Annotated in this window: 13 protein-coding genes; 1 reads left to right on the top strand and 12 read right to left on the bottom strand. The window is 61.3% G+C overall.

Annotation, left to right across the window (positions count from 1 at the left end; all coding sequences use genetic code 11):
* Window positions 1-144: 144 nt before the first annotated feature.
* The 11 genes from ACPWMG_RS05220 to ACPWMG_RS05170 all read right to left on the bottom strand — a co-directional run bounded on the left by ACPWMG_RS05220 (window position 145) and on the right by ACPWMG_RS05170 (window position 10,650).
* Window positions 145-399: a hypothetical protein gene (locus tag ACPWMG_RS05220; protein WP_483303598.1), complete on the bottom strand. Its 255-nt coding sequence runs from the start codon at window positions 397-399 to the stop codon at window positions 145-147.
* 882 nt (window positions 400-1,281) lie between these two features.
* Window positions 1,282-1,896 (bottom strand): glutathione S-transferase, encoded by a 615-nt coding sequence (locus ACPWMG_RS05215; protein ID WP_483303597.1) that lies wholly within the window; start codon window positions 1,894-1,896, stop codon window positions 1,282-1,284.
* Between the two features lie 14 nt (window positions 1,897-1,910).
* Window positions 1,911-3,623 (bottom strand): FAD-dependent oxidoreductase, encoded by a 1,713-nt coding sequence (locus ACPWMG_RS05210; RefSeq protein WP_483303596.1) that lies wholly within the window; start codon window positions 3,621-3,623, stop codon window positions 1,911-1,913.
* Window positions 3,620-4,357 carry an SDR family NAD(P)-dependent oxidoreductase gene (locus ACPWMG_RS05205; protein WP_483303595.1) on the bottom strand — a complete coding sequence of 246 codons (738 nt, stop codon included), beginning with the start codon at window positions 4,355-4,357 and terminating at the stop codon, window positions 3,620-3,622. The genes ACPWMG_RS05210 and ACPWMG_RS05205 overlap by 4 nt, the downstream gene beginning before the upstream one ends.
* A gap of 17 nt (window positions 4,358-4,374) precedes the next feature.
* Window positions 4,375-5,127 carry an SDR family NAD(P)-dependent oxidoreductase gene (locus ACPWMG_RS05200; RefSeq protein WP_483303594.1) on the bottom strand — a complete coding sequence of 251 codons (753 nt, stop codon included), beginning with the start codon at window positions 5,125-5,127 and terminating at the stop codon, window positions 4,375-4,377.
* A 28-nt stretch (window positions 5,128-5,155) separates the two neighbouring features.
* Window positions 5,156-5,896, bottom strand: coding sequence for an ABC transporter ATP-binding protein (locus ACPWMG_RS05195; protein ID WP_483303593.1), 741 nt, complete (start codon window positions 5,894-5,896; stop codon window positions 5,156-5,158).
* Window positions 5,889-6,653, bottom strand: a complete 765-nt coding sequence (locus ACPWMG_RS05190; RefSeq protein WP_483303592.1) for an ABC transporter ATP-binding protein — start codon at window positions 6,651-6,653, stop codon at window positions 5,889-5,891. The genes ACPWMG_RS05195 and ACPWMG_RS05190 overlap by 8 nt, the downstream gene beginning before the upstream one ends.
* Window positions 6,650-7,594: a branched-chain amino acid ABC transporter permease gene (locus tag ACPWMG_RS05185; RefSeq protein WP_483303591.1), complete on the bottom strand. Its 945-nt coding sequence runs from the start codon at window positions 7,592-7,594 to the stop codon at window positions 6,650-6,652. Before ACPWMG_RS05185 ends, ACPWMG_RS05190 begins: the two co-directional genes overlap by 4 nt.
* Window positions 7,595-7,599: 5 nt before the next feature.
* A complete protein-coding gene (locus ACPWMG_RS05180; RefSeq protein ID WP_483303590.1) occupies window positions 7,600-8,502 on the bottom strand; it encodes a branched-chain amino acid ABC transporter permease in 903 nt (300 codons plus the stop codon).
* Between the two features lie 51 nt (window positions 8,503-8,553).
* Window positions 8,554-9,729: an ABC transporter substrate-binding protein gene (locus tag ACPWMG_RS05175; protein ID WP_483303589.1), complete on the bottom strand. Its 1,176-nt coding sequence runs from the start codon at window positions 9,727-9,729 to the stop codon at window positions 8,554-8,556.
* Between the two features lie 87 nt (window positions 9,730-9,816).
* Window positions 9,817-10,650, bottom strand: coding sequence for an SDR family NAD(P)-dependent oxidoreductase (locus ACPWMG_RS05170; protein WP_483303588.1), 834 nt, complete (start codon window positions 10,648-10,650; stop codon window positions 9,817-9,819).
* A gap of 154 nt (window positions 10,651-10,804) precedes the next feature.
* On the opposite strand from ACPWMG_RS05170, the gene ACPWMG_RS05165 reads away from it, so the two are divergent.
* Window positions 10,805-11,527, top strand: a complete 723-nt coding sequence (locus ACPWMG_RS05165) for a GntR family transcriptional regulator (RefSeq protein WP_483303587.1) — start codon at window positions 10,805-10,807, stop codon at window positions 11,525-11,527.
* A 431-nt stretch (window positions 11,528-11,958) separates the two neighbouring features.
* Here the strand turns inward: ACPWMG_RS05165 and ACPWMG_RS05160 are convergent, their stop codons facing one another.
* Window positions 11,959-23,565, bottom strand: coding sequence for an autotransporter-associated beta strand repeat-containing protein (locus tag ACPWMG_RS05160; RefSeq protein ID WP_483305177.1), 11,607 nt, complete (start codon window positions 23,563-23,565; stop codon window positions 11,959-11,961).
* Between the last annotated feature and the right edge of the window lie 5 nt (window positions 23,566-23,570).

The raw sequence follows: 23,570 nt of genomic DNA, 5'->3' as shown, positions 1-23,570 counted from the left end.
TCTTCAACCGGGCAGCCACGGGCAACCGCATGGGCAATACGTTTGGCACCTCGGTCTATCCGCAGCGCCCGCCGAGCCCCCCCATTGCGCCCGTGGTACCCCGTACGCCCTAGCGGAAAAAGGCACACCTAGGTGCGCTGGGCGCTAAGTGCCAGCGCCGCGTTCAATCTGGTACGACAAATCCAGAAGCTTGCCTTTTCCTGCGTAGTAGCGGTCGATGCGCCACTCCTTCAGGATCTCAATCGCGAGCTCAAACGCCTTCAAATCCAAAGCGTAAAGACTGGTGATGTCGAATGCAGCCTCAGATTCCAAAGACAGCACAAGCCGAGCAAGCGTTTTTGCCGTGTCACTTTGAGGCTCGGCAGCAATCAACTTCCGAGCAGCCTTGATGGCATTCATAGCGGACCTTCACGCGTAATACATATTTCTGCAACAGACTTGTCGCGGGTGTCGGGCCTAATCTGACCGTAATTCTCATCAAGCCCCACCTTCCCATGCTACTGCCGCGCCACACTTTTATCTACCGCCAACACCGCATCGCGGTCAGTATTCAAAGGCAGAGTGGTGGCTGGGGTTGGGTGTGTCACGTCGACGATGACCTTCCTCTGTGCGCCAGCCACCGCGTAGCGGATTCACTCACCCACGCACTCGGCCTCGCCTGCGAGGCCGCACGCCAGGCCTTGGCTCAGCAGTTGCTTGATCAGCCGATCAACGCATGAGCGGCGTCGGCATGAATGGCCGCGAGGGCTGGCGACAGGGCAACGGGCCAGAAAAACACCAGGGCTCATAAAAACTTTTTCTGGCCAACTGGACGCCTTTGCCGTTGGTATTCTTGACAATTTAAGTCGTCAACAAGGGACTAGGTTTCATGCGGGTTTGCGGCGTTACGATTTAGCAACACCCTTCGCTAATGTCGTAAACAGAATTTGGCCCCACTGGTAGCAGCCTAAAAACGGCCATATCCACCAGACTGACCTGGCGTCTACCGAAGTAGGTTAGCTCTCAAACGCACCGCCTTCAATTCATAGCACAGTCTTAGAAAGCTGACCAGTCCAAGTGCGGCTTTGATAGTCGATCACGTTGAAGATTCACGCCTCAGGATCTTTGTTGCTCGCCACAATGACCGATCTGTGTTTCAACCCATGAGGTGAATCTGCTGCGTTTATCGACTCTAACTAAAGCGTCGACAACCGGATTGGCCATCTTCTGCAAATAACGATCGGAAAAAACCGCACGCCCCCACGAACGAAGTTGGCCCTCGGCTAGGCGCTCCCGTCGAACTTACGCTGATAGTGACCAAGTCGCCTGCAGTGAGGGACGTTTCGAGAACTCCGCATACCACCCGGCAACGGAAGGATGGCGTTCGCGCCAGCCAAAGTCCGCAAAACGCAGGTCCAGGTACCAAAGCGCGCAGGCCACTGTCAGCGTACCGATATCCACACGTCGCGGAGTGATGAGAGAGAGGTTCGCAGACAGATGAGCTAATGATGTCTCTGCTTTGTCCAACTGAGCAGCACGCCACTCCGGCCAACGCAACGGCTCGGGCCTGGCTACATCCTCATACCGTGCGAGCAGCGCGGCATCGAGAATACCGTCCCCCAACGCATGCAGCGTCAAGGCACTCCAGCGCGCATCGCCGTCGCGTGGAAACAAGGCACCGTTCGAGACCGTGTCGAGGTACTCACAGATGACGCGGCTGTCGTACAGCACGGCACCGGCGTCGGTGATGAAAGTGGGGACCTTGCCCAGCGGGTTCTTCGTGATGATGTCTTGGTCACGTGCAACCGGGTGCGCATTCGACGGCAGCAGCTTCACACGATCGTTGAGCCCCAGCTCATGGGCCGTGACCAAGCACTTGCGGACGTAGGGAGAAAAGGGAGAGAAATAGATTTGCATGGAGGTTCTCCTGTTCATGTCTTTGATGACTTCATCTGCGCGAGCTGGCGGCCCGCAATCCATCCGAAGGTTAATGCCGGCCCCAGCGTGATGCCAGGCGCCGGATACTCGCCCCCCATGACCGAATGCATGTCGTTTCCGGCCATATACAAACCAGGAATGGGTTGACCTTCAGAGCCAAGCGCTTGAGCGTTGGCGTTGCACGCAATGCCAACGGCAGTGCCAATATCCCCGGCAACGACTTTCACGGCATAGAACGGTCCGCGCTGCAATGCGCCAATGCAAGGGTTCGGACGGTGTTCGGCATCGCCAAGATAGCGGTTGTACTCCGTGCTGCCTTTGCCAAAATCATCGTCCCGCCCTTGCTCAGCTTGGGCATTAAAACGTGCGGCGGTCGCTTCCAGTGTGGCGCCACCAATACCCAATGCGTCACCCAAAGCCTTGAGAGTCGGCGCCTTGAGCAAATAGCCAGCCTTCACCAGGTGCTCACGTGGTCGCCCGCCGGGCAAGGCCAGACCCATGCCCCACCTCTCCATGAAATCGCTATCGCAAATCAGATAGGCCGGCAGGGTCGGAACCGTTTCGTTGGAACGGTACATCGCCCGGACAAACTCATGGTAAGACGTTGATTCGTTGACAAAGCGCTGCCCCGCGCCATTCACCGCCATCAGGCCCGGTTTGGCGCGGTCCCAGACCAGATGTGGGTAACGCACGACCGAACCATCGGCCCGCTGCAGAATCGAGACAGGCGCCCAGAAGGCCGGATTAGTGTGGCCGCTCCCCAAAGATGCCCCCACGCCACACGCCAGCGCAATGCCTTCGCCCCGGTTGCCTTGCGGGGACATGGACCAAGGCCCCGTTGGCGCAGGATAGTGTTTGGCGCGCAACGCCTCGCCCCATGGGAAACCGCCAGTGGCCACGACCACGCCACGTCGAGCACGCACCTGCAGCGACTTGCCCTCGCGCTGAAGCGACACCCCGCCGACCGCACCATCCACCACCAGCAGCTTATGCACCGGGGTGTTCAACCAATATTCAATGCCTCGATCGAGCACGCTCTTAAAGAGGCGAGCCGCCAATGCATTGCCCAGAACCAGTCGAGTCCCGCGGTGGTGCCCGGTGAGCCTATCGGCGGCATAACGCAGCACCAGCTTCATGCCTTCGCGCCAGGATTTGAATGATCGCGTCACGGCAAGCAGATGCTTGGCATCGGTCATGGTCACCATCATCCCGCCCAACACCATGAACTCGGGCAGCGGATCGCGCAGCGCCTTGAAGCGAGCGCCCAGTGCACGACCGTCAAACATGACCGGGTCGAGTGATCGACCGCCCAGCGCCGCGCCTTCCCGGTCGGGGTAGTAGTCTGGCGAGTAGCTGCGTGCGGCAAGACGCACTTCGGTGTGCTTCTCGAAGTAATCGACCATGCCCGCGCTATTGTTCAAAAAGGCCTGCTGCATCTCCACCGGGGCGGCGTCGCCCACGGTGTTGCGCATATAGGCCGAGACCTTCTCCAAGCTGTCCGGATGCCCCACGCGTGCCGACTGGCTATTGAGCGGCGCCCACACCGCCCCCCCCGACACGGCGGTAGAACCGCCCACGCGGTCGCTCTTCTCCACCAACAGTACGCTGCAACCCTCGATCTTGGCCGTCAAGGCGGCGGCCATGCCGCCTGCGCCCGCGCCGATCACGATGACGTCGTATTCGGCGTCCCAATGCTGCGCCGTCATGCTCCAGACCCACCCAGCGACTTACCGCCATCGACAAACAACACCTGGCCCGTGATGAAGCCGGTTTGCGGCGACACCAGAAAGGCCACCGCCTGAGCGATATCCTCTGGCCGCCCGGCCTTGCCCGTGGGCTGCAAGGCCAGTTGCGCCGCCAGGCGCTCGGGCGTCAATGCACGCAGGATGGGCGTGTCGATCAAGCCCGGTGCAATGGCGTTGACCAAGATGCCGCGCGGCGCCAGCTCCATCGCGCTGGCGCGTGTGTAGCCCACCACGGCGGCCTTGGACGCCACATAGTGCGGGTGGTTCTTCGCGCCCAGGTAGGCCCGCGAAGCGATGTTCACGATACGGCCCCCTTCGGGCATGGTCTTGGCCACCTCTTGTGTAAGCGTGGCCACGGCGATCAGGTTGACCTCGTAGGCACGGCGGAAGTCGGCGTTGCTCACTTCGAGGAACTTGCGTTCGTCAAAAATGCCGGCGTTGTTGACCAGTGCACTGACCGGCGGCAGCGACTGGACCAGGCCGCGCACCGCCGCCTCATCGGTCAAGTCCAACACCCGGCATTGCACGTCCAGACCCAAGCCTTGCAGGCGACTCGTCTCGCGCTGGGCCAGGGCCTCGTCGCGGTCCACCATGACCACGGCGTAGCCTTCGCGGGCCAAACGCTCGACCGTGGCCAAGCCCATGCCGCCTGCACCGCCGGTGACCAAGGCAATCGGTTTGCTGTTGTTGTTCATGTTTCCGATAACTCCTATCAAGCCGAAAGAAAACCGCCGTCCACCGGCAGCACCACACCATTCACATAACTGGCCATATGGGATGAGAGAAACACCACAGGGCCGACGATTTCCTCTACCTCACCGCCGCGCGCTGCGGGCACACGCTTCATGTACCAGTCGGTTCCGCCAGGGACGGCGAGCTGGGGCGCCACCATCTCGGTCAACATCAAGCCGGGTGCCACGGCATTGGCGCGCACACCAAAAGGCGCAAGGTCGCGCGCCAGAACCTGAGTGAACGAACGCACCGCGCCCTTCGAGGCCACGTAGCCCGCCGAAGAAATGCCGCTCACAAACGCCACGATGGACGATAGGTTCACGATGGCCCCTTGGGTCTTCTTCAGCGCCGGCACAAAAGCGTGCGTGACGTTAAAGAGCCCCTGCAAATTGACATCGATCAGGCGATCCCACACCTCAGGGGCGTTCGGGTCGTCGATGCGCGCACGGCCCGAAATGCCGGCGTTGTTGACTAAGATATCGATCGGCCCTCTTTGCACCTCCAGCGCCGCTGCGCAGGCCTGCACCGCAGCGCGGTCGCACACGTTCAGTGCCACGGACCAAGCCTCGCCACCGCCAGCCCGGATACGCTCGGCCGTCACCTCGGCCTTGGCCGTATCGATGTCGGCACAGATCACGCGGGCGCCTTCTTTTGCAAAACCCAACGAAATGGCCGACCCCAAGCCACCGCCGGCGCCGGTGACCAGCGCCAGCTTGCCTTTCAGTAAATCCATCCAAGTTCTCCTAAGGAATGGGCGCCCCTCAGGCGCCAAGGTAGGCCCGGCGCACAGCCGGGTCGTCCATGAGTTGCGCCGCAGCACCTTGCAAGGTGATCTCGCCGTTCTCCAAGATGTAGGCGTGGCTGGCCACCGTGAGTGCCAGACGCACGTCCTGCTCGACCAGCAAGATCGTCAGCCCCTGCTCCCGGTTCAGGCGCAAGACGGCTTCGAAGATCTGCTCGACCAGCAGCGGCGACAACCCCATCGAAGGTTCATCAAACATGATCATTCGCGGGCGCGACATCAGGGCGCGGCCAATGGCCAGCATCTGCTGCTCACCGCCCGACAGCGTGGCGGCGCGTTGCTCGGCCCGCTCCTTGAGTCGTGGAAACATGGCGTAGACCTTGTCCAGGTCTTCGGCAATGCCGCCCCGGTCGCGCCGCAGAAACGCGCCCAGCTCCAAGTTCTCGCGCACGCTCATGTCCTTGAAGACCTCGCGCCCTTCAGGCACCTGCACCAGGCCTTGGCGCACGATGTCGTCGGAGGGTTGTCGATGAATCGGTTCGCCCGCGAAGTAGATCTCGCCGGCCGTGGGGTCGATGAGGTGCGAGATGGCGTTCAAGGTGCTGCTCTTGCCGGCACCGTTGCTGCCCAGCAGGGCCACGATGGCACCTTGCGGCACCACCAGGCTCACGCCCGATAGTGCCTGGATGGCGCCGTAGGATGCGCTGATACTGCGGACCTCAAGCAAGGCATCTTGGGACGATGGACGGGCATCAGGCATGGGCTGCTCCCTTGCCGAGGTAGGCTTCGATGACGGTGGGGTTCTCACTGATTTCCTTGGGCGTGCCTTCGGCGATCTTCTGGCCGAAGGACATGACGGTGATGCGGTCCGAGATCGACATCACCAGTTGCATGACGTGTTCGACCAGCAGCACGGTGATGCCGTCTTTCTCTGCCAACTGGGTCAGCAGACGGTCGAGGTTCTCGATGTCGCGGTTGCGTAAACCCGCGGCCGGTTCGTCCAGGAGCAACAGCCGAGGATTGAGCGCTAATGCACGGGCGATCTCCAGCAGCTTCTGGTGACCAAAGTCGAGTTCCTTGGCGCGGGTGTTGCGGTCGTGTGTGAGGCCGACGCGTTCGATCAGACTGTCCACGAGATCGCGGATTTCTCCGCTGGGTCGGCGCAACAGCTTGCCCAAGGTCCCTGCACTGTGTGAATGGCAGCCAAGCAAAACGTTTTCGTACACGCTCAGGTCGCCAAACAACTCCAGATTCTGGAACGTCCGGGCGATGCCCATGCCGGCCATGCTCGAAGGCGCGTGACGCGTCACGTCCTCACCGTCAACAATGATCCGCCCCTCGGTCGGCTGGTAGTAGCGCGAAATGCAATTGAAGGTGGTCGACTTCCCCGCACCGTTGGGGCCGATCAACGCGTGGATGGAACCCCGCGCGACCTCGAATGAGAGGTTGCTCACGGCCACCAAGCCACCAAAGCGAACGGTGATGCCCGACACCTCCAGGAAGTTGCGCGTGCTCATGACTGCACCTCCTTCACCGCCTGGCGGGCCACACGACGATTGCGATCAGCAAACAAGCCCTTGGGCATGAACATCATGAAGCCCATGAGGATCACACCGTAGATGATCTCTTGCACCGACATCAGCTGACGCAGCAACTCAGAGATCAGGCCAAAGGCGATGGCCCCGGCCACTGCGCCGCGCACCGATCCCATGCCGCCCACCACCACCATGGTCAACACCAAAATGGTGGTCTGAAAACCCAGGCTCTCGGGATGAATGAAGGACGTGAACAACGTGTACATGCCACCGGCAATGCCCGCAAAGGCCGCGGAGACGGCAAACGCGCTTTGCTTCATGGCCTTGACGTTGATGCCCATGGCCATCGCGGCGACGTCGCTTTCTCTCACAGCGCGCAGCGAAGAGCCGTACTGCGAACGCGCCAACGCCACGGTGAGCCACAGCATCAGCGCCGCCAGCACCACCACAAAGGGATAGGCCTGCAGGTCGTTGGTCAGCTTATAGCCAAACAGGGTTGCCGGATCCATCTTCATGCCGTTGGAGCCGCCCGTCACCCGTTCCCAGGAGAGAAAAACCCATTGCATCGCCTCGCCAAAGGCAAAGGTCGCCAGGGCCAGATAGATGTCGCGCATGCGCAGCGCCAGATAACCGATCAAATAACCCAGCACGGCCGAGAGCACGCCGCCCGCCAGGATCGACAACACGAAAGGCGGGTGCCAGGCCGTGTTGATGATGCCTGCGGTGTAGATGCCGATGCCAAAAAAGGCGGCATGCGCCAGGGCAAACTGCCCCGCTTCACCGATCACGATGTGCATGCCCAAGGCCAGCACCACAAAAACCATCAACAGGTTCACCACATAAAGCACGTAGCCCGAGACGGTGAACGGAAGAATCAACAAAACCAAGGCGCCAACCAGCAACGCCCAATGATCGCGGGTCATGGTTTTCAAACTTTCTTGACTTGGGGCTTGCCGCCCAGAATGCCCTGCGGGCGCACAACCAGCGTGACGAGGATCGCCAGAAACGGCGCCACCACGATGGCATTGGTGGAGATGAAGAGCCCCACCAGGTTCTCGACGATGCCGATGATCAGCCCGCCCAATACAGCCCCCGGCAGGCTGGTAAAGCCGCCAACGATGGCCGCCGCATAGGCCAGGATGGCGATGTGCGCGATGTCCGGTGTGATGAGAATCTTGGGTGTGATCAGCAACGCGGCCAGGGCCGAAAGCAATCCCGCCATCGCCCACACCAACATGCGGATGCGCGAGAGCCGAATGCCGACGATTTGCGCGGCACGCGGGTTCATGCCCACGGCACGCATCGCCTTGCCGATGCGCGTGTGATTGAACATCAGGTAGATGAGCAGCATGGCGATGATGGAAGCGACAAAAATCGCCACATCCAGCCGCGTGAGAAAGGCGTCACCGATGATCACGGGATCGTTGGAGACCAACGAAGGCAACGAGCGTGGTGTATCGCCCAAACCCGTCTGGCGCACCAAGCCCTTGAGCATGTAGGCCAAACCCAGCGTGGCGATTACCAACTGCGGCCCCACACCCTTGGAGCGCGTCACACGCTCCATCACCACCCGTTGAAACAACGCGGCGCCCACGGCAACAGCCACCACGGTGACCGGAATCACCACCGCATAGGACCAACCAGCGATCAGCAGCAGGGACAGTGCCACGTAGCCGCCGATCATGAAAATCTCACCCTGGGCGAAGTTCGGCACGTCGGTGGTTTTGAAGATCGCCACAATGGCAATGGCCAACAGGGCGTACACGCTGCCCGTCACCAGGCCAGACAAAACGCCTTGCTGCAGGAACAACCAAATCTCACTAAAACTCATGGCATTGGAGGGGCCGGCCGCGCAGACGGTCCGGCCCTTTTTCCTTGTGGGTTACTTGGGTTGGTAGGTCCAGAGGCTGCGGTAAGCGCCGGGCACTGCTGCCATGTTGGTGCCATCGAATTTCAGGTAGATGGCTGACTTCTGGCCGGCGTGGTCCGTGGCGGTCAGCTCAATCGGGCCGGCCATCACGTTGGACTCGAACTTGGTTTGCGACAGCGCCGTGAGGAACTTCTCACGCGTCAATTGCGGGCCCGCCGCCTTGAGCGCGTTGACCACCGTCATGGCCGACGGAATGCCGTATGGCATATAGGTCTGTGGGTAGCCGGGCTTGGCGGCCAGTTCCGGGTAGTAGCTCTTGTACATGTCATAGACCCACTTGAGCTTGGGGCCGCCGGCCACGTCCGTCATGACTTCTTGCAGGTAGACGTTCTTGAACGCATCCTTGTTGCCAACGTTCTCGACCAGTTGCTTCAGGTCGGCCGTGCCGTTGACGGCAATCACGATGGGCTTGGTCCAACCCAGTTCCTGCGCCTTCTTGACCAGCAGGCTGACGGGGCGGGCGTACGTGGTGATCAGCAGCACGTCGGGGTTGGACGCGCGGATCTTGAGCATGGGCGCGGTGACATCGGTCAAGTTCGGCGCCACCGACTGGACTTGCAGGTCCACACCCAGCTTCTTGGCCTGGAATTCCGCAGCCTCCAGGTTCCAGCCGCCGTAGGCGTCGTCGTGGTTGATGTAGCCGATCTTCTTGCCTTGCAGATGCTCTGCGGCAAACTGCACCATCGAGCCACCCACGGCGCGTTGAGAAATGGAGAACGCGCCGTAGATGTATTTGGACGGCGGATACAAAGCACCGTCACCCGATGCATTGAGCATGACGAAGGGAATCTGCGAGCGTTCCACATACTCCCGTGCGCCCACCACCGCAGCCGAGCAAGAACCACCGTTGAGCGCAAACACCTTGTCTTGCTCGGTCAGCTTCTTCACAGCGGCCAACAAGTCATTGGCATTGCAGCGGTCATCTTCCACCACCAACTCGATCTTGCGTCCGTGGATGCCGCCTTCCTTGTTGATCTTGTCGTAGTACATCTTGGCGGCGTTCATCACATCGAAGCCATAGGCCATGGAGTTGCCGGACAAGGGGCCGAAAAGGCCGATCTTGATGGTCTTGTCGGTCACGCCGGGCTCAGTTTGGGCGTGTGCGCCAAAAGCGGAAAGAACAGCCACGCAGGCTACGAGTAAGGACTTAGCTGGTTTCACGAGAGTCTCCTGTTGTAGGGATGGGGGAACTGAGAGTTGGACGCTGTCAATCGACTACGCGGCCGTGTCCTTTTTTTCGAAGCCGGGGCGTGGAATCAGACCTAGCCAGGCCTGGGTCAGCCCGCCGTCGATCAAGAATTCTTGGCCGCTGATGTAGCTCGCACGCTCACTGCTCAAGAAGAGCACCGCACCAGCGATGTCCGACGGGGTGCTGATGCGACCGGCCGGCACAATTTGCTCGCGACGCAGACGCACCGCAGGATCTTGATAAATCCCCTCGCTCATGGGCGTGCGGATCATGGCCGGGCTGACCACATTGCTGCGCACACCGTGCTCGCCCAACTCGACGGCCAGCAGTTGCGACAACATCTTCACCCCGGCCTTGCTGACGCTGTAGGCGCCACTGTAGGGCTGCGGAATGCTGGCGGAGATCGAGGCGATGTGCACCATGGCGCCCCCGCCGTGGGCTTTCATTTGTCGGCCGAAGGCCTGCGCGCACAGCAGATAGCCGGTCAAGTTCACCGACAGCAGCTGGTTCCATTTGTCGACGGCAATATCCATCAACGCGTCGGCATACAAGGCCGCCGCGTTGTTGACCAATAGCTCTGCGGCGCCCCAGGTTTTCTCGACTTGGTCGGCAGCGGATTGAACGCTGCCGATATCGGTGACATCGCAGCGGATGGTCATGACCCGACCGGCATGCGCCTCCAGCTCGGCTGTCAACGCGTTCAGGCGTTCGGCATCTCGGTCAAGCAGGGCGACGCGGGCACCCGCTTCCAACAATTGCGTGGCGATTTCAACGCCGATGCCACCTCCCGCTCCCGTGACGACACAGATCCGGTTCGCCAAGCCGAGCCAACCATCATCACCGCGTGCAAGTTTCGCCATTTCCACTTTTGCCCTTCCAGACCGTTATTCATTCAAAAACCAACGGTGGCGATTATGTATACATGAAAGACTATAAATCTCAGTATTAACCCCTAAAACAGCATTTTTAGAGTGTTCATGTATACTTGAATCCGTCTTTTCGGGAGAACAAAAAATGAGAACCTTGGCCCAGGATGTGACCGAGACGCTGCGCAACTCGATCCTCAACGGGGAGATAAAGCCAGATGAAAAGCTCGAAGAACTTCAGTTGGCGGAGAAGCTGGGCGTCTCGCGCACCCCTGTGCGCACGGCCCTCAGCACCTTGGCCAGCGAGGGCTTGATCGACCATGAGCCCAAGCGCGGCTACTCGGTGCGTGGCTTCAACATGGAAGAGATCGTCGCGGCCTACGACGTCCGCGCCGTGCTGGAAGGCCTAGCCTGCCGCAATGCCGCCATTCGCGGCCTCACCCCCGAGCAAACCCAACAACTACGCGAGGCGCTCGCGGTGGGGGATCGCATCCTGGCCAAAGGGGAGTTGCTTCCCGAAGACCACGCGCCTTACCAGCAGATGAACGTGACCATCCACGACACGCTGCTGGAAGCCTCTGGCAATCCCTGGGTGACACGTTTCGCCGAGCAGGCGCAAAACATTCCTTTCGCGTCCGACCGCATCATTCTGTGGGATGACCATCCCATCATCCTGCGGTCACACGGCGACCACCACCGCATCGTCGAGGCCGTGATTGCCAGAGACTGCGTTAGGGCGGAGCAGTTGATGCGAGAGCACGTTTTTTATGCCGGACTCATCCTGCGACGAAACTATGAAAACTTGCTTCACGCGGGAGAGGACGCCCCCGGCGCAAAGCCGCCTGCTCGAAGAAAATCGGCGAAGCCATAATTCCGAAGCGAACATCGTCCGTCCGCCTAGACGATGCCCCCGAAATAGGCTCCTATAACTCCGCCTTATCGGGCCCTATTCGTGATGAACCCATCGAGTTCGCAGAGATTTGACTGGGCAGTGCGGTTTTAGAGACTAGACAAGTCGAGGACAGGCCTTTGCAATCGAACCTAACGACACCGCAGCATCTACCACCGCCATAGCCTCAGCAGCCGCACCACGTTCGAGAATTCTTTGTCAACGGAAGAATCATCCATCGAAGCCTCTCTATTTCATCCATTGAACAATGGCTGTTTTCGCCGACGCTACCTGATCGTCTTCATCGTGCCTCTCACTTTGACGATGAAGTCCTTTCTAGGAAAGAAAGGGCACAGTGTGGAAGACGTTGAACGACGCGATAACGCGGATGCCTCATAAGTCGTATGCTGCCCTCACCAGTTGTACTTCACGCCAACCTGAGCCTTGCCAGCGCTGTATTGACGGACGCCGGCCACATAACCGACCGAGCCCCACATGCTCACAGCCTTGCTCACCTGGCCCTCCAGCCCCACCTTGGCTTCCAGGCGACTACGGGGCAGCGTATCGTGCACTGTGTCCGCGTCAAAGTTCACCGATTGCGAACTCGGGCCACGCCACCAGTTCAGCTCAACAAACGAGCGCAGTAATTTCTTGCCCTCGCCGTTCTTGGCAACGGTATGCAAACGCAAGCCCACACGCGTGGTTGCCCTGGTGTTCGCATTGGAAGAGACCACCGTGCCAGTGCGCTCGGTATGCGTATCCGCCCGGTAGTTGGACAAGATCAATTGGCCTTGCGGCTCCAGGTAGACCAGGGTGTTGCCGGTTGACAAAAGCGGCACAGAATGCCCCACCTCCAACGAGGCCGCCAGGTTGCGTGATTTGTAGCGCTCGGTCGCCAGCCCTTGTCCGCTGACCTCGTTGTTAAACACACCGGCCATCAGCCAGGTGTCCACATAGGGGCCAGTCGAAATGTCCTGGTTGCCGTACCACGTGCCATACAGCCCAAGGTTGTAGCCGCGCACCGTGCCACGCGAACCCAGTGTTCCGTTGTCGGCGTGGTTCTCGCTCAGACCATACGCTCCCATAACCCCCAAGCGGATGCTGCCGTCGCCGCGTTTAAGGCGCCCCAAGTCTATGCCTGCGTGGAATAAATAGGTACGGTCGCTCAGAGACAAAACACTGTCCCGGCTACTACTCTTACCCTCCACCCGTGCCCATCCAATAGCATCGCTCGACGGGTTTTTCGTCTGCGTACCCAAGGCCTCACCCTGGCGTTCGTGCAGCGTGTGCATCTGCATCGTCTGCGCAAACAACCGGTTGTTTAGATACGCGCCAACTTCTGGGCGGTAGTGCGTTTCAGTCGGCATCTCTGGCGCACAGGTTGCGCATGCTGATACCAGATACCAGTCGTTGGCCACGCCGCCGTTTCCGCCGCGCTTGAGACTGTAGTCGTAGGCGCCCGCAGCAATGGTGCCAGTGCCCGCACGATAGCCGTCGGATGCGGCGGAAAGATTAAACGCCCCGGCATCGGTCGTCCCACCGTTAAGGGTTTCGACCAAGCGGATCCCCTCGTTCGTCTGCGCGCCAACCCCGCCGCCGTGCTTGATCACCAGCCCGGTGTTGCCCGAGGCGCGACCGCCGTCAATCACGATCTTGTCGCTGGGCGAGTTATCGTTGCCCAGCACCGAGAAAAGTGTCACCGTGCCGCCCTGACCTACCCAGTTGCTGGCCGTCAACGTGCGTCCTAAGATCAGGGGCAACAACACCGGCGCGGCGAATTGAATGGTGCCCGCTAGCGCAACCGTGTCGACCAGCGAACTGGCCGTCATGTTCCAGTTGCTGCTCGCGTCGATGTTGACATTGGTCGGGTCAATCCAGCCAGTGAGCGTCGCGCCGTTTTGCAGACTCAAACTGGTCCCACTGGTGCCCACGATGTTGCTGATCAAGCGCCCTCCGCCGGCGCTGCCATCCAATACCAACGCACCGCCCGCGAGTTGGGTGGTGCCCGTCCAGGCCGTCTGCCCGGTCATCGTGACCGTACCGTTACCCTGCTTGATGACTTCGCCGGTGCCATCAATGGCATTGGCCATCAAGCCGGTGGCGCCATCGAGCACCAGCGTGCCGTTAAGGCGGATGGCACGACTGCCAAGACCCTCTACGTGGTTCAAACTCACAGTGGCGCCGTTGGTGATGGTTGTGCTGGCCGTCAGGCCGGGATTGGCGCCTTGCACTGCCAGCGACCCGCCGGTGAAGTTCAGTTGGCCTGCGCCGGTTAACGTACCGGCCGAGTTTCCGCCGTTGCTCACGGTCAGCGTGCCGCCGTGCAAATCCAGCGTTGAACCTGCGGCGCCATTGAGCGCACCAATCGACTGGGTCTTGCCGTTCAAGTCGAACCCGGTTGCGTTGGCCAGGCTTAGCTTGCTGGTCTGCCCTAGCGCGGTATTAGCCTCGGCACGTAAGGTGCCCGAGTCCACACGCGTCTCTCCGCTGTAGTCGTTGCTTGCGTTCGATAGTGAGACCGTGCCCGCGCCCGCAGCAATGGCCAGGCTGCCGATGCCCGTGATCTTGGCAGACATGTCCGCCGAGGCGTTGGTCGCGCCACTGTCCTGTGCCAGCGTCAACGTCTGGCCCGCCAGCAACTCAATTCGGTTGAGACCATAGCTCACGTACAGGCCATCCGATGCTGTGCCCGAGGTCAGTCTGTAGTTGTAGGTGCCCAGGGCCACGGTATTGCCGCCCTGCGCGATCCCGGTCTGCATCGAGGCCGTGATCGCATTGCCGTTGCGGTCGCTCAGTGTGATGTTGCCGGCGCTGCCGTTGACCGTACTGGCGCGTACCAGTTGCATGCCAGCGTCGCCTTCGTCCTGCATCAGCAGGTTATTGGTGTTCGGCGTGCTCGGCGGACTGATGACATACGACACAGGCAAATCAATGCGCACCGTGCTGGCCTGGCTCACGTCCAACGTGCCAGCGGTAATGTGGCTGATCGCCACCGTCTGGTCTAGTGCAGAGGCATTGAAACCCAGCGTGGCGCCATCAAGGATCAGCCCACCTATCACCTGATGGCCATTGCCAACCGTGGTCACGTTGCCCGCACCCAGCGCCAGCGTGGCATTCGTCAACACGCTGGTAGCAGGCCCCGACAGATCGAAACTGTTGTTCGATAGATTGAGCGTGCCGGTGAAGGCGTTGCCCACCCCTGCCCCGAAAGAGAAGGCTTGGTTGGCGTTGGCCGCATTCAACGTGCCGCCGCCACTCAAGGCATTGTTGAAGCTGAAAGCCCCCGTGGTCTGCACATTGACACTGGCGGTGGCGCCAATGTCGACCCCACCTGTCCCCAGGTTCTGGTTGCTGCTGGTGGACGTGCTCGCCACCACCAGCGCACCCGGCCCTGCAAGGCGCCATTGACCCGTATAAGCCGCATTGGCGCCGGTGACCGCAACTTGCGCGCCGCTAACCGTGGTGGTGCCCGTGCCCATCAGCGTATTGCTGAAGGTGCTTGCCGAACCGAGCACCAGGGCCAGCCCGGTTGTAGCGTTGCCAAGTGTGGTGTTGATGCGCACTGCACCGCTGCCTACACCTGCGATGTCGGTCAGCTGCAGCAGGCCGCCCGAGATCGTGGTCGCCCCCGTGGCGCTGGTGTTGGCCTGTGTGACAGTCAAGGTACCTGCACCGTTTTTACTGATCGCACCCGCGCCGCTGAGCGCATTGGTAAGGGTCCAGTCCGTGGCGGTGTCGACGTTAAACGTACCTGCGTTGTGGATCGCCCCTGTGCCCAGGTTAGCGGCGGTGGCAACGCTGAGGCGGGTGCCCACAGCCGTATCCCAGCTACTCGACAAAGCATTGCTGCCCGTGAAGCTGATATCTGCGGCGTTCGTCAGCTGAACCGTGCCCGCGCCGGTGATGGTGTTCCCCATCACGCCGGTGGCGCCATCGAACACCAACACGCCGCTATGGCTGATCGCACCGCTGCCCAGCCCGTTCACGCGGCTCAAACGCACAGTGGCGCCGCTGGTGATGGTTGTGCTGGCCGTGAGGCCGGGGTTAGACCCAAGCACTGCCAACGCGCCGCCGGTGAAGTTCAATTGGCCTGCGCCGGTTACCGTGCCGGCCGAGGTGCCGCCGTTACTCAGGGTCAGCGTGCCGCCGTGCAGATCCAGCGTTGAACCTGCGGCGCCATTGAGCGCACCAATTGACTGGGTCTTGCCGTTCAAGTCGAAACCGGTTGCATTGGCCAGGCTCAGTTTGCTGGTCTGGCCTAGCGCATTGTTGGCATCGACACGCAAGGTACCCGAGGCTACGCTCGTTTCGCCACTGTAGTCGTTACCCGCATTCGACAGCGACACCGTACCTGCGCCCGCAGCAATGGCCAGGTTGCCGGTGCCCGTGATCTTGGCGGACATATCTGCCGAGGCACTTGTCGCGCCGTTATCCTGCGCCAACGTCAAGGTCTGGCCCGCCAGCAACGCCAACTGGTTGAGACCGTAGCGCACGTAAAGCCCGTCGACCGCAGCGCCAGCACTCAGCCGGTAGTCGTAGAGGCCCTGGGCCACCACACTGCCGTTCTGAATTAAGCCCACCTGGGTTGCCGCCGTGATGACATTGCCGCTAAGGTCGGTGAGTGCTAGGCCGCTGCCGTTCCCCGTCACCGTGCCCGCAGCAATCAGCTGCATGCCAGCGTCGCCTTCATCCTGCATCAGCAGGTTGTTGGTGTTCGGCGTGCTCGGTGGGCTGATCACATACGACACCGGCAGATCGATGCGCACCGTACCGGCATGGCTGATGTCTAACGTGCCAGTGGTGATATGGCTGATGGCCACTGTTTGGTCGAGTGCGGAGGCATTGAAACCCAGCGTGGCGCCATTAAGGCTCAGCCCACCAATCACCTGATGGCCATTGCCAACCGTGGTCACGTTGCCCGTACCCAGCGCCAACGTGGCATGGGTCAACACGCTGGTCGCTGACCCCGACAGATCGAAACTGTTGCTCGATAGATTGAGCGTGCCGCTGAAAGCGTTGCCCGCGCTCGCGCCGAAAGAAAAGGCTTGGTTGGCGTTAGAGGCGTTCAACGTACCAGCGCCACTCAACGCGTTGTTAAAGGTGAAGGCGCCCGTCGTCTGCACACCGACACTGGCCGTGGCGCCAATGTCGACCGCACCTGTCCCCAGGTTCTGGTTGCTGCTGGTGGATGTGTTTGTGACCACCAGCCCGCCGCTCCCTGTGAGGTTCCACTGGCCGGCATAAGCCGCATTGGCGCCGGTGATGCTGGCTTGCGCGCCACTCACCGTGGTGTTGCCCGTACCCGCTAACAGGTTGTCGAAAGTAGCTGGCGCAACCGTTGCCAGCTCCAGGCTCGCCGTCGCGCCGATGTTGACCGTGCCGGAGCCGACGCCGTCGAGATTGGTGATTTTCAGTACACCGCCTGAGATTGTGGTGCCGCCGCTATAGGTATTGGCGCTGCTCAACACCAGCGTGCCCGCATCGGCCTTGTTCAACGCAGCCGTGCCAGCGATGCTGCCGGTCAACGCCAGCGTGCTGCCGGCGTCTACGTCTAGCGTGCCACCGCTGGCGTTCAGCAAGATGGCACGCGTCGAGGTGAAAGACGCAGTGGCCTCCAACGCCCCACCGCCAAAACTCAGCGCCCCTGCGGCGGCGCCGAGATTGGCATCGCTGCCGATGCTGAGCTTGCCGCCGTTGATGGCAGTACCCCCGCTGTAGCTATTGGCGCCACTTAACACCAGCGTACCGGCACTGGTCTTGGTCAACGCGCCAGTGCCATCAACCGTATTGGTCAACGCCAGCGTGGTGCCGTTTGCAACGTCCAAGGTTGCGCCTCCCGTATTCAGTGTGACCGCGCGCACTGAGCTCATCGATGCGGTGGTTTCCAGCGTGCCGCCGTCAATGCTAAGTGCACCAGCGGCAGCGCCAAGGTTGGAATCGCTGGACACTTTCACTCTTCCCCCGTTGACCGACGTGCCTCCGCTGTAGGTGTTGGCTCCGTTCAGCACCAGCGTGCCGGTATCGGTCTTGGTTAATTTGCCGACGCCGCTGATCGCACCGTTCATGGTCAACGTCTGGCCAGCATCAACATCCACACTGGCACCGTTGGTGTTGAGCGTGGTGGCACGCGCCGTGACAATTGAGGCGGTGGTTTCTAGAACGCCGCCGTCGAACCCCAGCGCGCCTGCTGCCGCACCCAGGTTTGCGTCGCTGGAGATCCTTACCGTGCCAGCGTCGATCTGCGTTCCGCCGCTGTAGAGATTGGCGCCGGTGAGCACCAGTGTGCCCAAGCCGTTTTTGGTCACCTTGGTGCTGCCTTGCAAAACAGAACCAATGCTCGCGGTGTAGGCGGCGGAGGCTGGCGAGCCATCGCCCACGCGAATGTTCGTAGTGCCTGTTCCAGAGGCCGTCTCGACGAGATTGATTTCGTCGCCGCTGAGGGAGTAACCGTTGACCGCGAACTGCAAGCCAGACGTCGAAATATCCCCAAAGCTTTTGTCCACGGTCACCGCAGCGCCCGTGCCCTGAAAGATCACAAAAGAGGTTGGCGCGTAAACCGAATTGACCGAACTGGTTGCATCACCCCAAGCCGTGTTGGTGCCGTTGCGGCTCCAAATACCGGTGCCGCCGTCGGCAACGCCGTTGTTGTATTGGCTTGCGCTGGCCCCGTCCCACACTGCGGTGAGCAGGCCCGTGGTGTTGATCAGATTGATCTGCCCGGCAATACCGGTCTGCAGCGCAAGCGTGGTTGCTGCGGGCACGGTGCCAAGCGCCAGGCCGTTGTTCGTTAGCGTGCCGCTGTAATTGAAAATACGGTAGATGCCAGGGTCAAAAGTTCCGCCCACAGGAGTGGTGACATCAATGAGACCGTCCAAGACCAGATTGCCATAAACGTCTGTTCGGCTGTTCTGCGCCACACCGCCAAGCGCGCCGAAGCTGTAGCGCAAAATCGAGGTGGCATTGAGCCCAAGGTTGCCGTTGATGGTCAACGTGCCGCCCGTGCCATTTGCGCTGCCAGGCGCCAGAATGCCGTCATTGGCTACTGCCACATTACCACCTATCGTGCCAGTACCTCCCAACACAGCACTGGCCGCAACAGCCGTGGCGCCCGTGGCGGCCGACTGATTGCCATTGACGTAGAGCGCCCCCGATGTGACCGTGGTCGCGCCTGTATAGCTGTTGTTGCGGGTCAGCGTCATGACGCTGCTGGGGCCGCCGTTCTGCAGCAACGCACCTGTACCGGAGACGAGGCCAGCATAAGTTTCGCTGTCGCTGTGGTTGAAGGCTAACGTGCCGTTGTTGACGGTATCTCCCAGGATCGTGCCGGCTGTGCCGCCATTGCCAAGCTGCAAGGTGCCGGCGTTGATGGTGGTGCCGCCAGTGTAGGTGCTGTTGCCAGTCAGCACGGTGGTGCCGCTGCCGTTCTGCTGCAGCGCGCCGCTGCCAGAGACCACGCCCGCATAGGTATAAACGTCACTTCGGTTGAAGGCGAACTGGCTGTTGTTGGTGACGTTGCCAACGATCGACCCCGCCGCGCCGCCACTCCCAATCTGCAGCGTGCCCGCGGTGACACTGGTGCCGCCGGTGTAGGTGCTGGCAGCGGTCAACAAGGTGGTGCCGGTGCCATTTTGCTGCACGGTGCCGGCGCCCGAAATCACGCCCGCATAGGTGGACGCATCACTGCGGTTAAAGGCCAACACCGTACCCGCAGAAATGGCAGCACTCCCGCCAAGACTTCCGAGAGTGCCGCCCGCGCCGATTTGTACGGTGCCTCCCGTCACAGCCAAGGAACCGGTGTAGGCGGTATTGGCCGCAACCACCAAAGTGCCGGCGCCGGTTTTTCTGAATGTCGTAGTGCCAGTTTGATTGCCAGTGAGCGTGGCTGTTTGGCCAGACTGCACATCAATGGTGCCGCCGTTCGGGCCACCAGCCCAACTGATGTTCTGCGGCAGTACAAAACTGCCGGTGGTCTGCAGAACGGCGAGGTCATGGATTGAAATGGTCCCGGTACCAAGGCTGCTCGCAGAGTTAGCTTGGACCACCGTGGCACCGCCCAAATCCAAACCGCCGCTGAAACTGTTGTTGCCTAACAGCGCTACGGTTCCCCCCGCGTTGAGGAGCAAGGAGCCGGTGCCGGAGATGTTGCCAGCCACGGTCAGCGTCGCTCCGGCAGCGGTAGACAAGGCACCATTACCAACCAGCGCCAAACTTCTGTTCGTGCTGAAGCTTGACGTCGCATGTAATCGGCCACCCGTGTTGAACGACAGCCCCCCCGACGCGGCACCCAAGTTGCCATCACCCGCAACCTGCAGCACGCCGCCGTTGAAGGCCGTGCCACCGGCATAAGTGTTGGCGCCGCTCAGCGTTAGCGTGCCAACGCGCTGCTCTACCGAGCCGCTGCCGGAAACCACCCCGCCATAGCTGTACGTTGCATTGCGGTTGAAGCTCAGCGTGCCGTTATTCGAGACATTGCCAACGATCGAACCGGTGGTGCCACCACTGCCTAATTGAAGGGTGCCGGCATTGATGCTGGTACCACCGGTATAAGTGCTGTCGCCCGTGAACACCGTGGTGCCACTGCCGTTTTGTGCCACCGTGCCAGTGCCTGAAATCACACCACTAAAAGTGACGGAATTGCTGCGGTTAAAGGCCAGTGCGCCTGGGGTGTTCACCGTCAACGTGCCGGTGCCCCCTGTGCCCGTGGTACCGCCATTGCCCACCTGCAAGATTCCGTTCGAGACGGTGGTGGCGCCGCTATAGGTGTTGTTGCCTGTCAGTAGCGTGGTGCCCGTGCCGATTTGCTGAACTGCTCCGGCACCCGAAATCACGCCACCAAAAGTGACGGCGTCGCTGCGGTTAAAGACGAGTGTGCCGTTGTCGGTCACGTTCCCCGCAATCGAGCCCGAGGTTCCGCCGGCCCCTAATTGCAAAGTGCCAGTGGAGACCGTAGTGCCACCGCTGTAGGAGCTCGCACCAGTCAGCACCAGCGTGCCGAGATCGGTCTTGGTGACGCCGACCGTGCCCTGCAGCGCCGCGTCGACGGTGGCGGTGTAGCCACTGCCTGCGCCTGTACCGTCACCTACGCGGAGCGTGGCATTGGCCGAGCCCGGTGTCGTCTCGACCAAGCTGACAGGACTGCCGGTGATGCGATAGCCGTCGCTTGCAAACTGCATGCCCGCAGCCACAACCTGCCCGCCGGTGTTGTCTACCGTGACGGTTCCAGGCGTGGCCTGAAACACGGCAAAACCAGCCGCGTAAGGCGCATTGGCAATGCCCCCGGCGTCGGTCCAGTTGCTGTTGGCACCGGTGCCGCTGTTCCAGGTGCCTGCGCCACCCTCTACCAAGCTGTTATTGGGGCTAGAGGGGCCGTCCCAGAAGGTGGCGTTGCTTAGGCTGGTCAGCAGATTGACCTGACCGGCAACCGAGGTCTGCAGCATTGAGCTGGTGCCAGCGGGGCTTGTGCCGAACGCCAGCCCGTTATTGGTCAGCGCGCCCGTGTAGGTCATCAGGCGGTACGCCCCCGCGCCAAAAGCACCACCCGAGGTGGCAGACACATTCAGCGTGCCATCCAAAGTCAGGGCACCGCCAACCACCACTTGGTCGTTGTATAGGCCGCCCACAGTGTCGGGCTGGCCCAGGTCGTAGTTCAACACCGAGCCACTCGACAGCGACAGCGCGCCGCGAATGTTCAGCGTGCCGCCCGCACCAATGGTGCCGGGTGCCAGCGTGGCACCATTGGCCACCGTGACACTGCCGCCAATGGTGCCCGAGCCGCCCAGCGTTGCGCCCGAGGCCACGGTCGTCAACCCCGTAGCAGAGGTTTGGTTGCCGTTAACGTAGAGCGAGCCCGCCGTCACCTGCGTCGCCCCCGTGTAGCTGTTGTTGCCGCTCAGCGTGGTGGCACCAGCTCCACTGAGCGTCAATGAACCGGTGCCGGAGATCGCGCCGCCGTAGGCAAAAGCATTGCTGCGGTTGAAGACCAGCGCACTGTTGTTGGTGACGTTGCCGGTCCCCATCGAGCCTGTAGTTCCGCCGTTGCCAACCTGCAAGGTGCCTGCGTTGACCGTGGTGCCAGCGTTATAGGTGTTCGCCCCCGTCAATATCAGCGTGCCAGTGTTGGACTTTTGCAATGCAGAGCCGCTGCCACTGATAACGCCGCTGGCGATCAGCGTGGTGGTGGGTGCCACGTCGATGGTAGCGCCACCCGCATTCAGCACCATCGACCTGGCGGTGGTGAAACTGGCGGTGGTGGCGAGTGTGCCTGCGGCGATGTCGAGCGCACCCGCAGTTGCCCCTAAATTGGCGTCGCGCGAAACCTCCGCCCGCACACCGCCTCTTAAAAGCGTACCACCCGTATAGGTATTGGTGCCATTCAACACCACCGTGCCCCCGGGCGCCCCTGCGCTGTTCACCGTGAGGGCCGACCCACCCGAAATGATGCCGCCCAGAGTCAAGGTCGAGCCGTTGAAGGATTCGACGGTGCCTGCGGTGCTTAGCACCACGTTGCGTGAAGTGCCAAAACTCGAGAGCGCGCGCAGGCTGCCAGCGCCAACAAAGCTGACATTGCTAGCCGCCGCGCCCAGATTGGCATCGCTCGATACCCCGAGCGCGCCGCCCAAAATTCGGGTGTTCCCGGTGTAAGTGTTGGCCCCCGTTAGCACCACCTGCCCTTGGTACACGCCAAATGAGCCTGCGCCAGAGACAACGCCATTCAGCGTCAACGGTGCCGCTGCACTAGAACTCCCTGCATAGGCGTTGACGCCGCTGTCGACCACTACATTGCGTGCCGAACTGAACGCAGAACTCGCGTTGAAATTACTGTTGCCAGCGAAGCGCAACTGGCTTGAAGCCGCACCCAAATTGCCATCGTTCGCCGCCTGCAACACGCCGGCGCGAATAACGGTTTCACCGGTATACGTGTTAGCGCCACTGAGCGTGGTGGTGCCGCTGCCGTTTTGCTGCAGAACGCCGTTGCCTGACACCACGCCCGCATAGGTATAGCCATTGTTGCGACTAAAGCTCAGCAGCCCGTTGTTGACCACGTTGCCCACGATAGAACCCGTCGCCGCGCCGGCGCCGATCTGCAGCGTACCAGCGTTAATGGTGGTGCCGCCGCTGTAGGTATTGGCACCGCTCAAAATAGTCGTCCCGGCACCGCTCTGCTGCAAAGAGCCAGTGCCTGAAATCGCGCCCGCATAGGTGTAGCTGTTGCTGCGGTTGAAGGCCAGTGTGCCATTGTTGGTGAGCGAAGCAGCGGTGCCCAGCGCCCCCGTGGTTCCGCCGCTGCCGATCTGCAGAGTACCCGACGAGATGGTCGTTGCACCGCTATAAGTATTGGCGCCGTTCAGCACCACCGTGCCGGTGCCGCCAACGGTGAAGGCGCCGCTGCCACCAATCACACCGCCCATACTGGCAGTGACGCCCGCGCCCGTCGAGACCGTGCCGCCACCTAGGCCGAGCGTCACCGCGCGCGTTGTTGTGAAGGGGCCAGCGGTGATCGCCAGCGTGCCTCCGGTGGTGGTGTCCCCAAGCGTCAGCGCACCGGCAGCGCCCCCAAGATTGCTGTCGCTTGATACCCGCAACGTGCCGTTGTTGGTGACTGTGGTGCCACCCGTGTAAGTGTTGGTGCCACCCAGCACCACGGTGCCAGCCCCGTTGATGTCGACACGGGTAACGCCAGAGACGGCATTGGCGATGAGCGAGTTGACCGTGGCGCTCATACCACCGCCGGCATTGAACCCCATGGTGGACGAAGCGCCGGTCAACGTGCCGCCATTGAGGGTGTACCCATTCACCGTGAACAGCAAATTCTGAACGGTGATGGGGCTGACCAGCGCCAACGCTCCCGCAACGCCGCCAAACTGGGCGCTGTCGCCCAGCAGGTTGTTCCACGACAGCAGCACCGTGCCGTTGTACCAAGCGCTGGAAGTGAGGTCCCAATTGCCCGCGCCGCCCGAGTTCTGCCCGGTGGGAGACCAGGTCACCGTACCGGCCTGCACTGGCCCGAACAAAGCCAGCATTGCCA

The sequence above is a fragment of the Hydrophilobacter chitinilyticus genome, from assembly GCF_049860745.1.
GTDB lineage: Bacteria > Pseudomonadota > Gammaproteobacteria > Burkholderiales > Burkholderiaceae_C > Rhodoferax_B.
The sequence above is the reverse complement of the archived record's forward strand: the minus strand, read 5'-3'. Positions and strand labels throughout refer to the sequence as shown.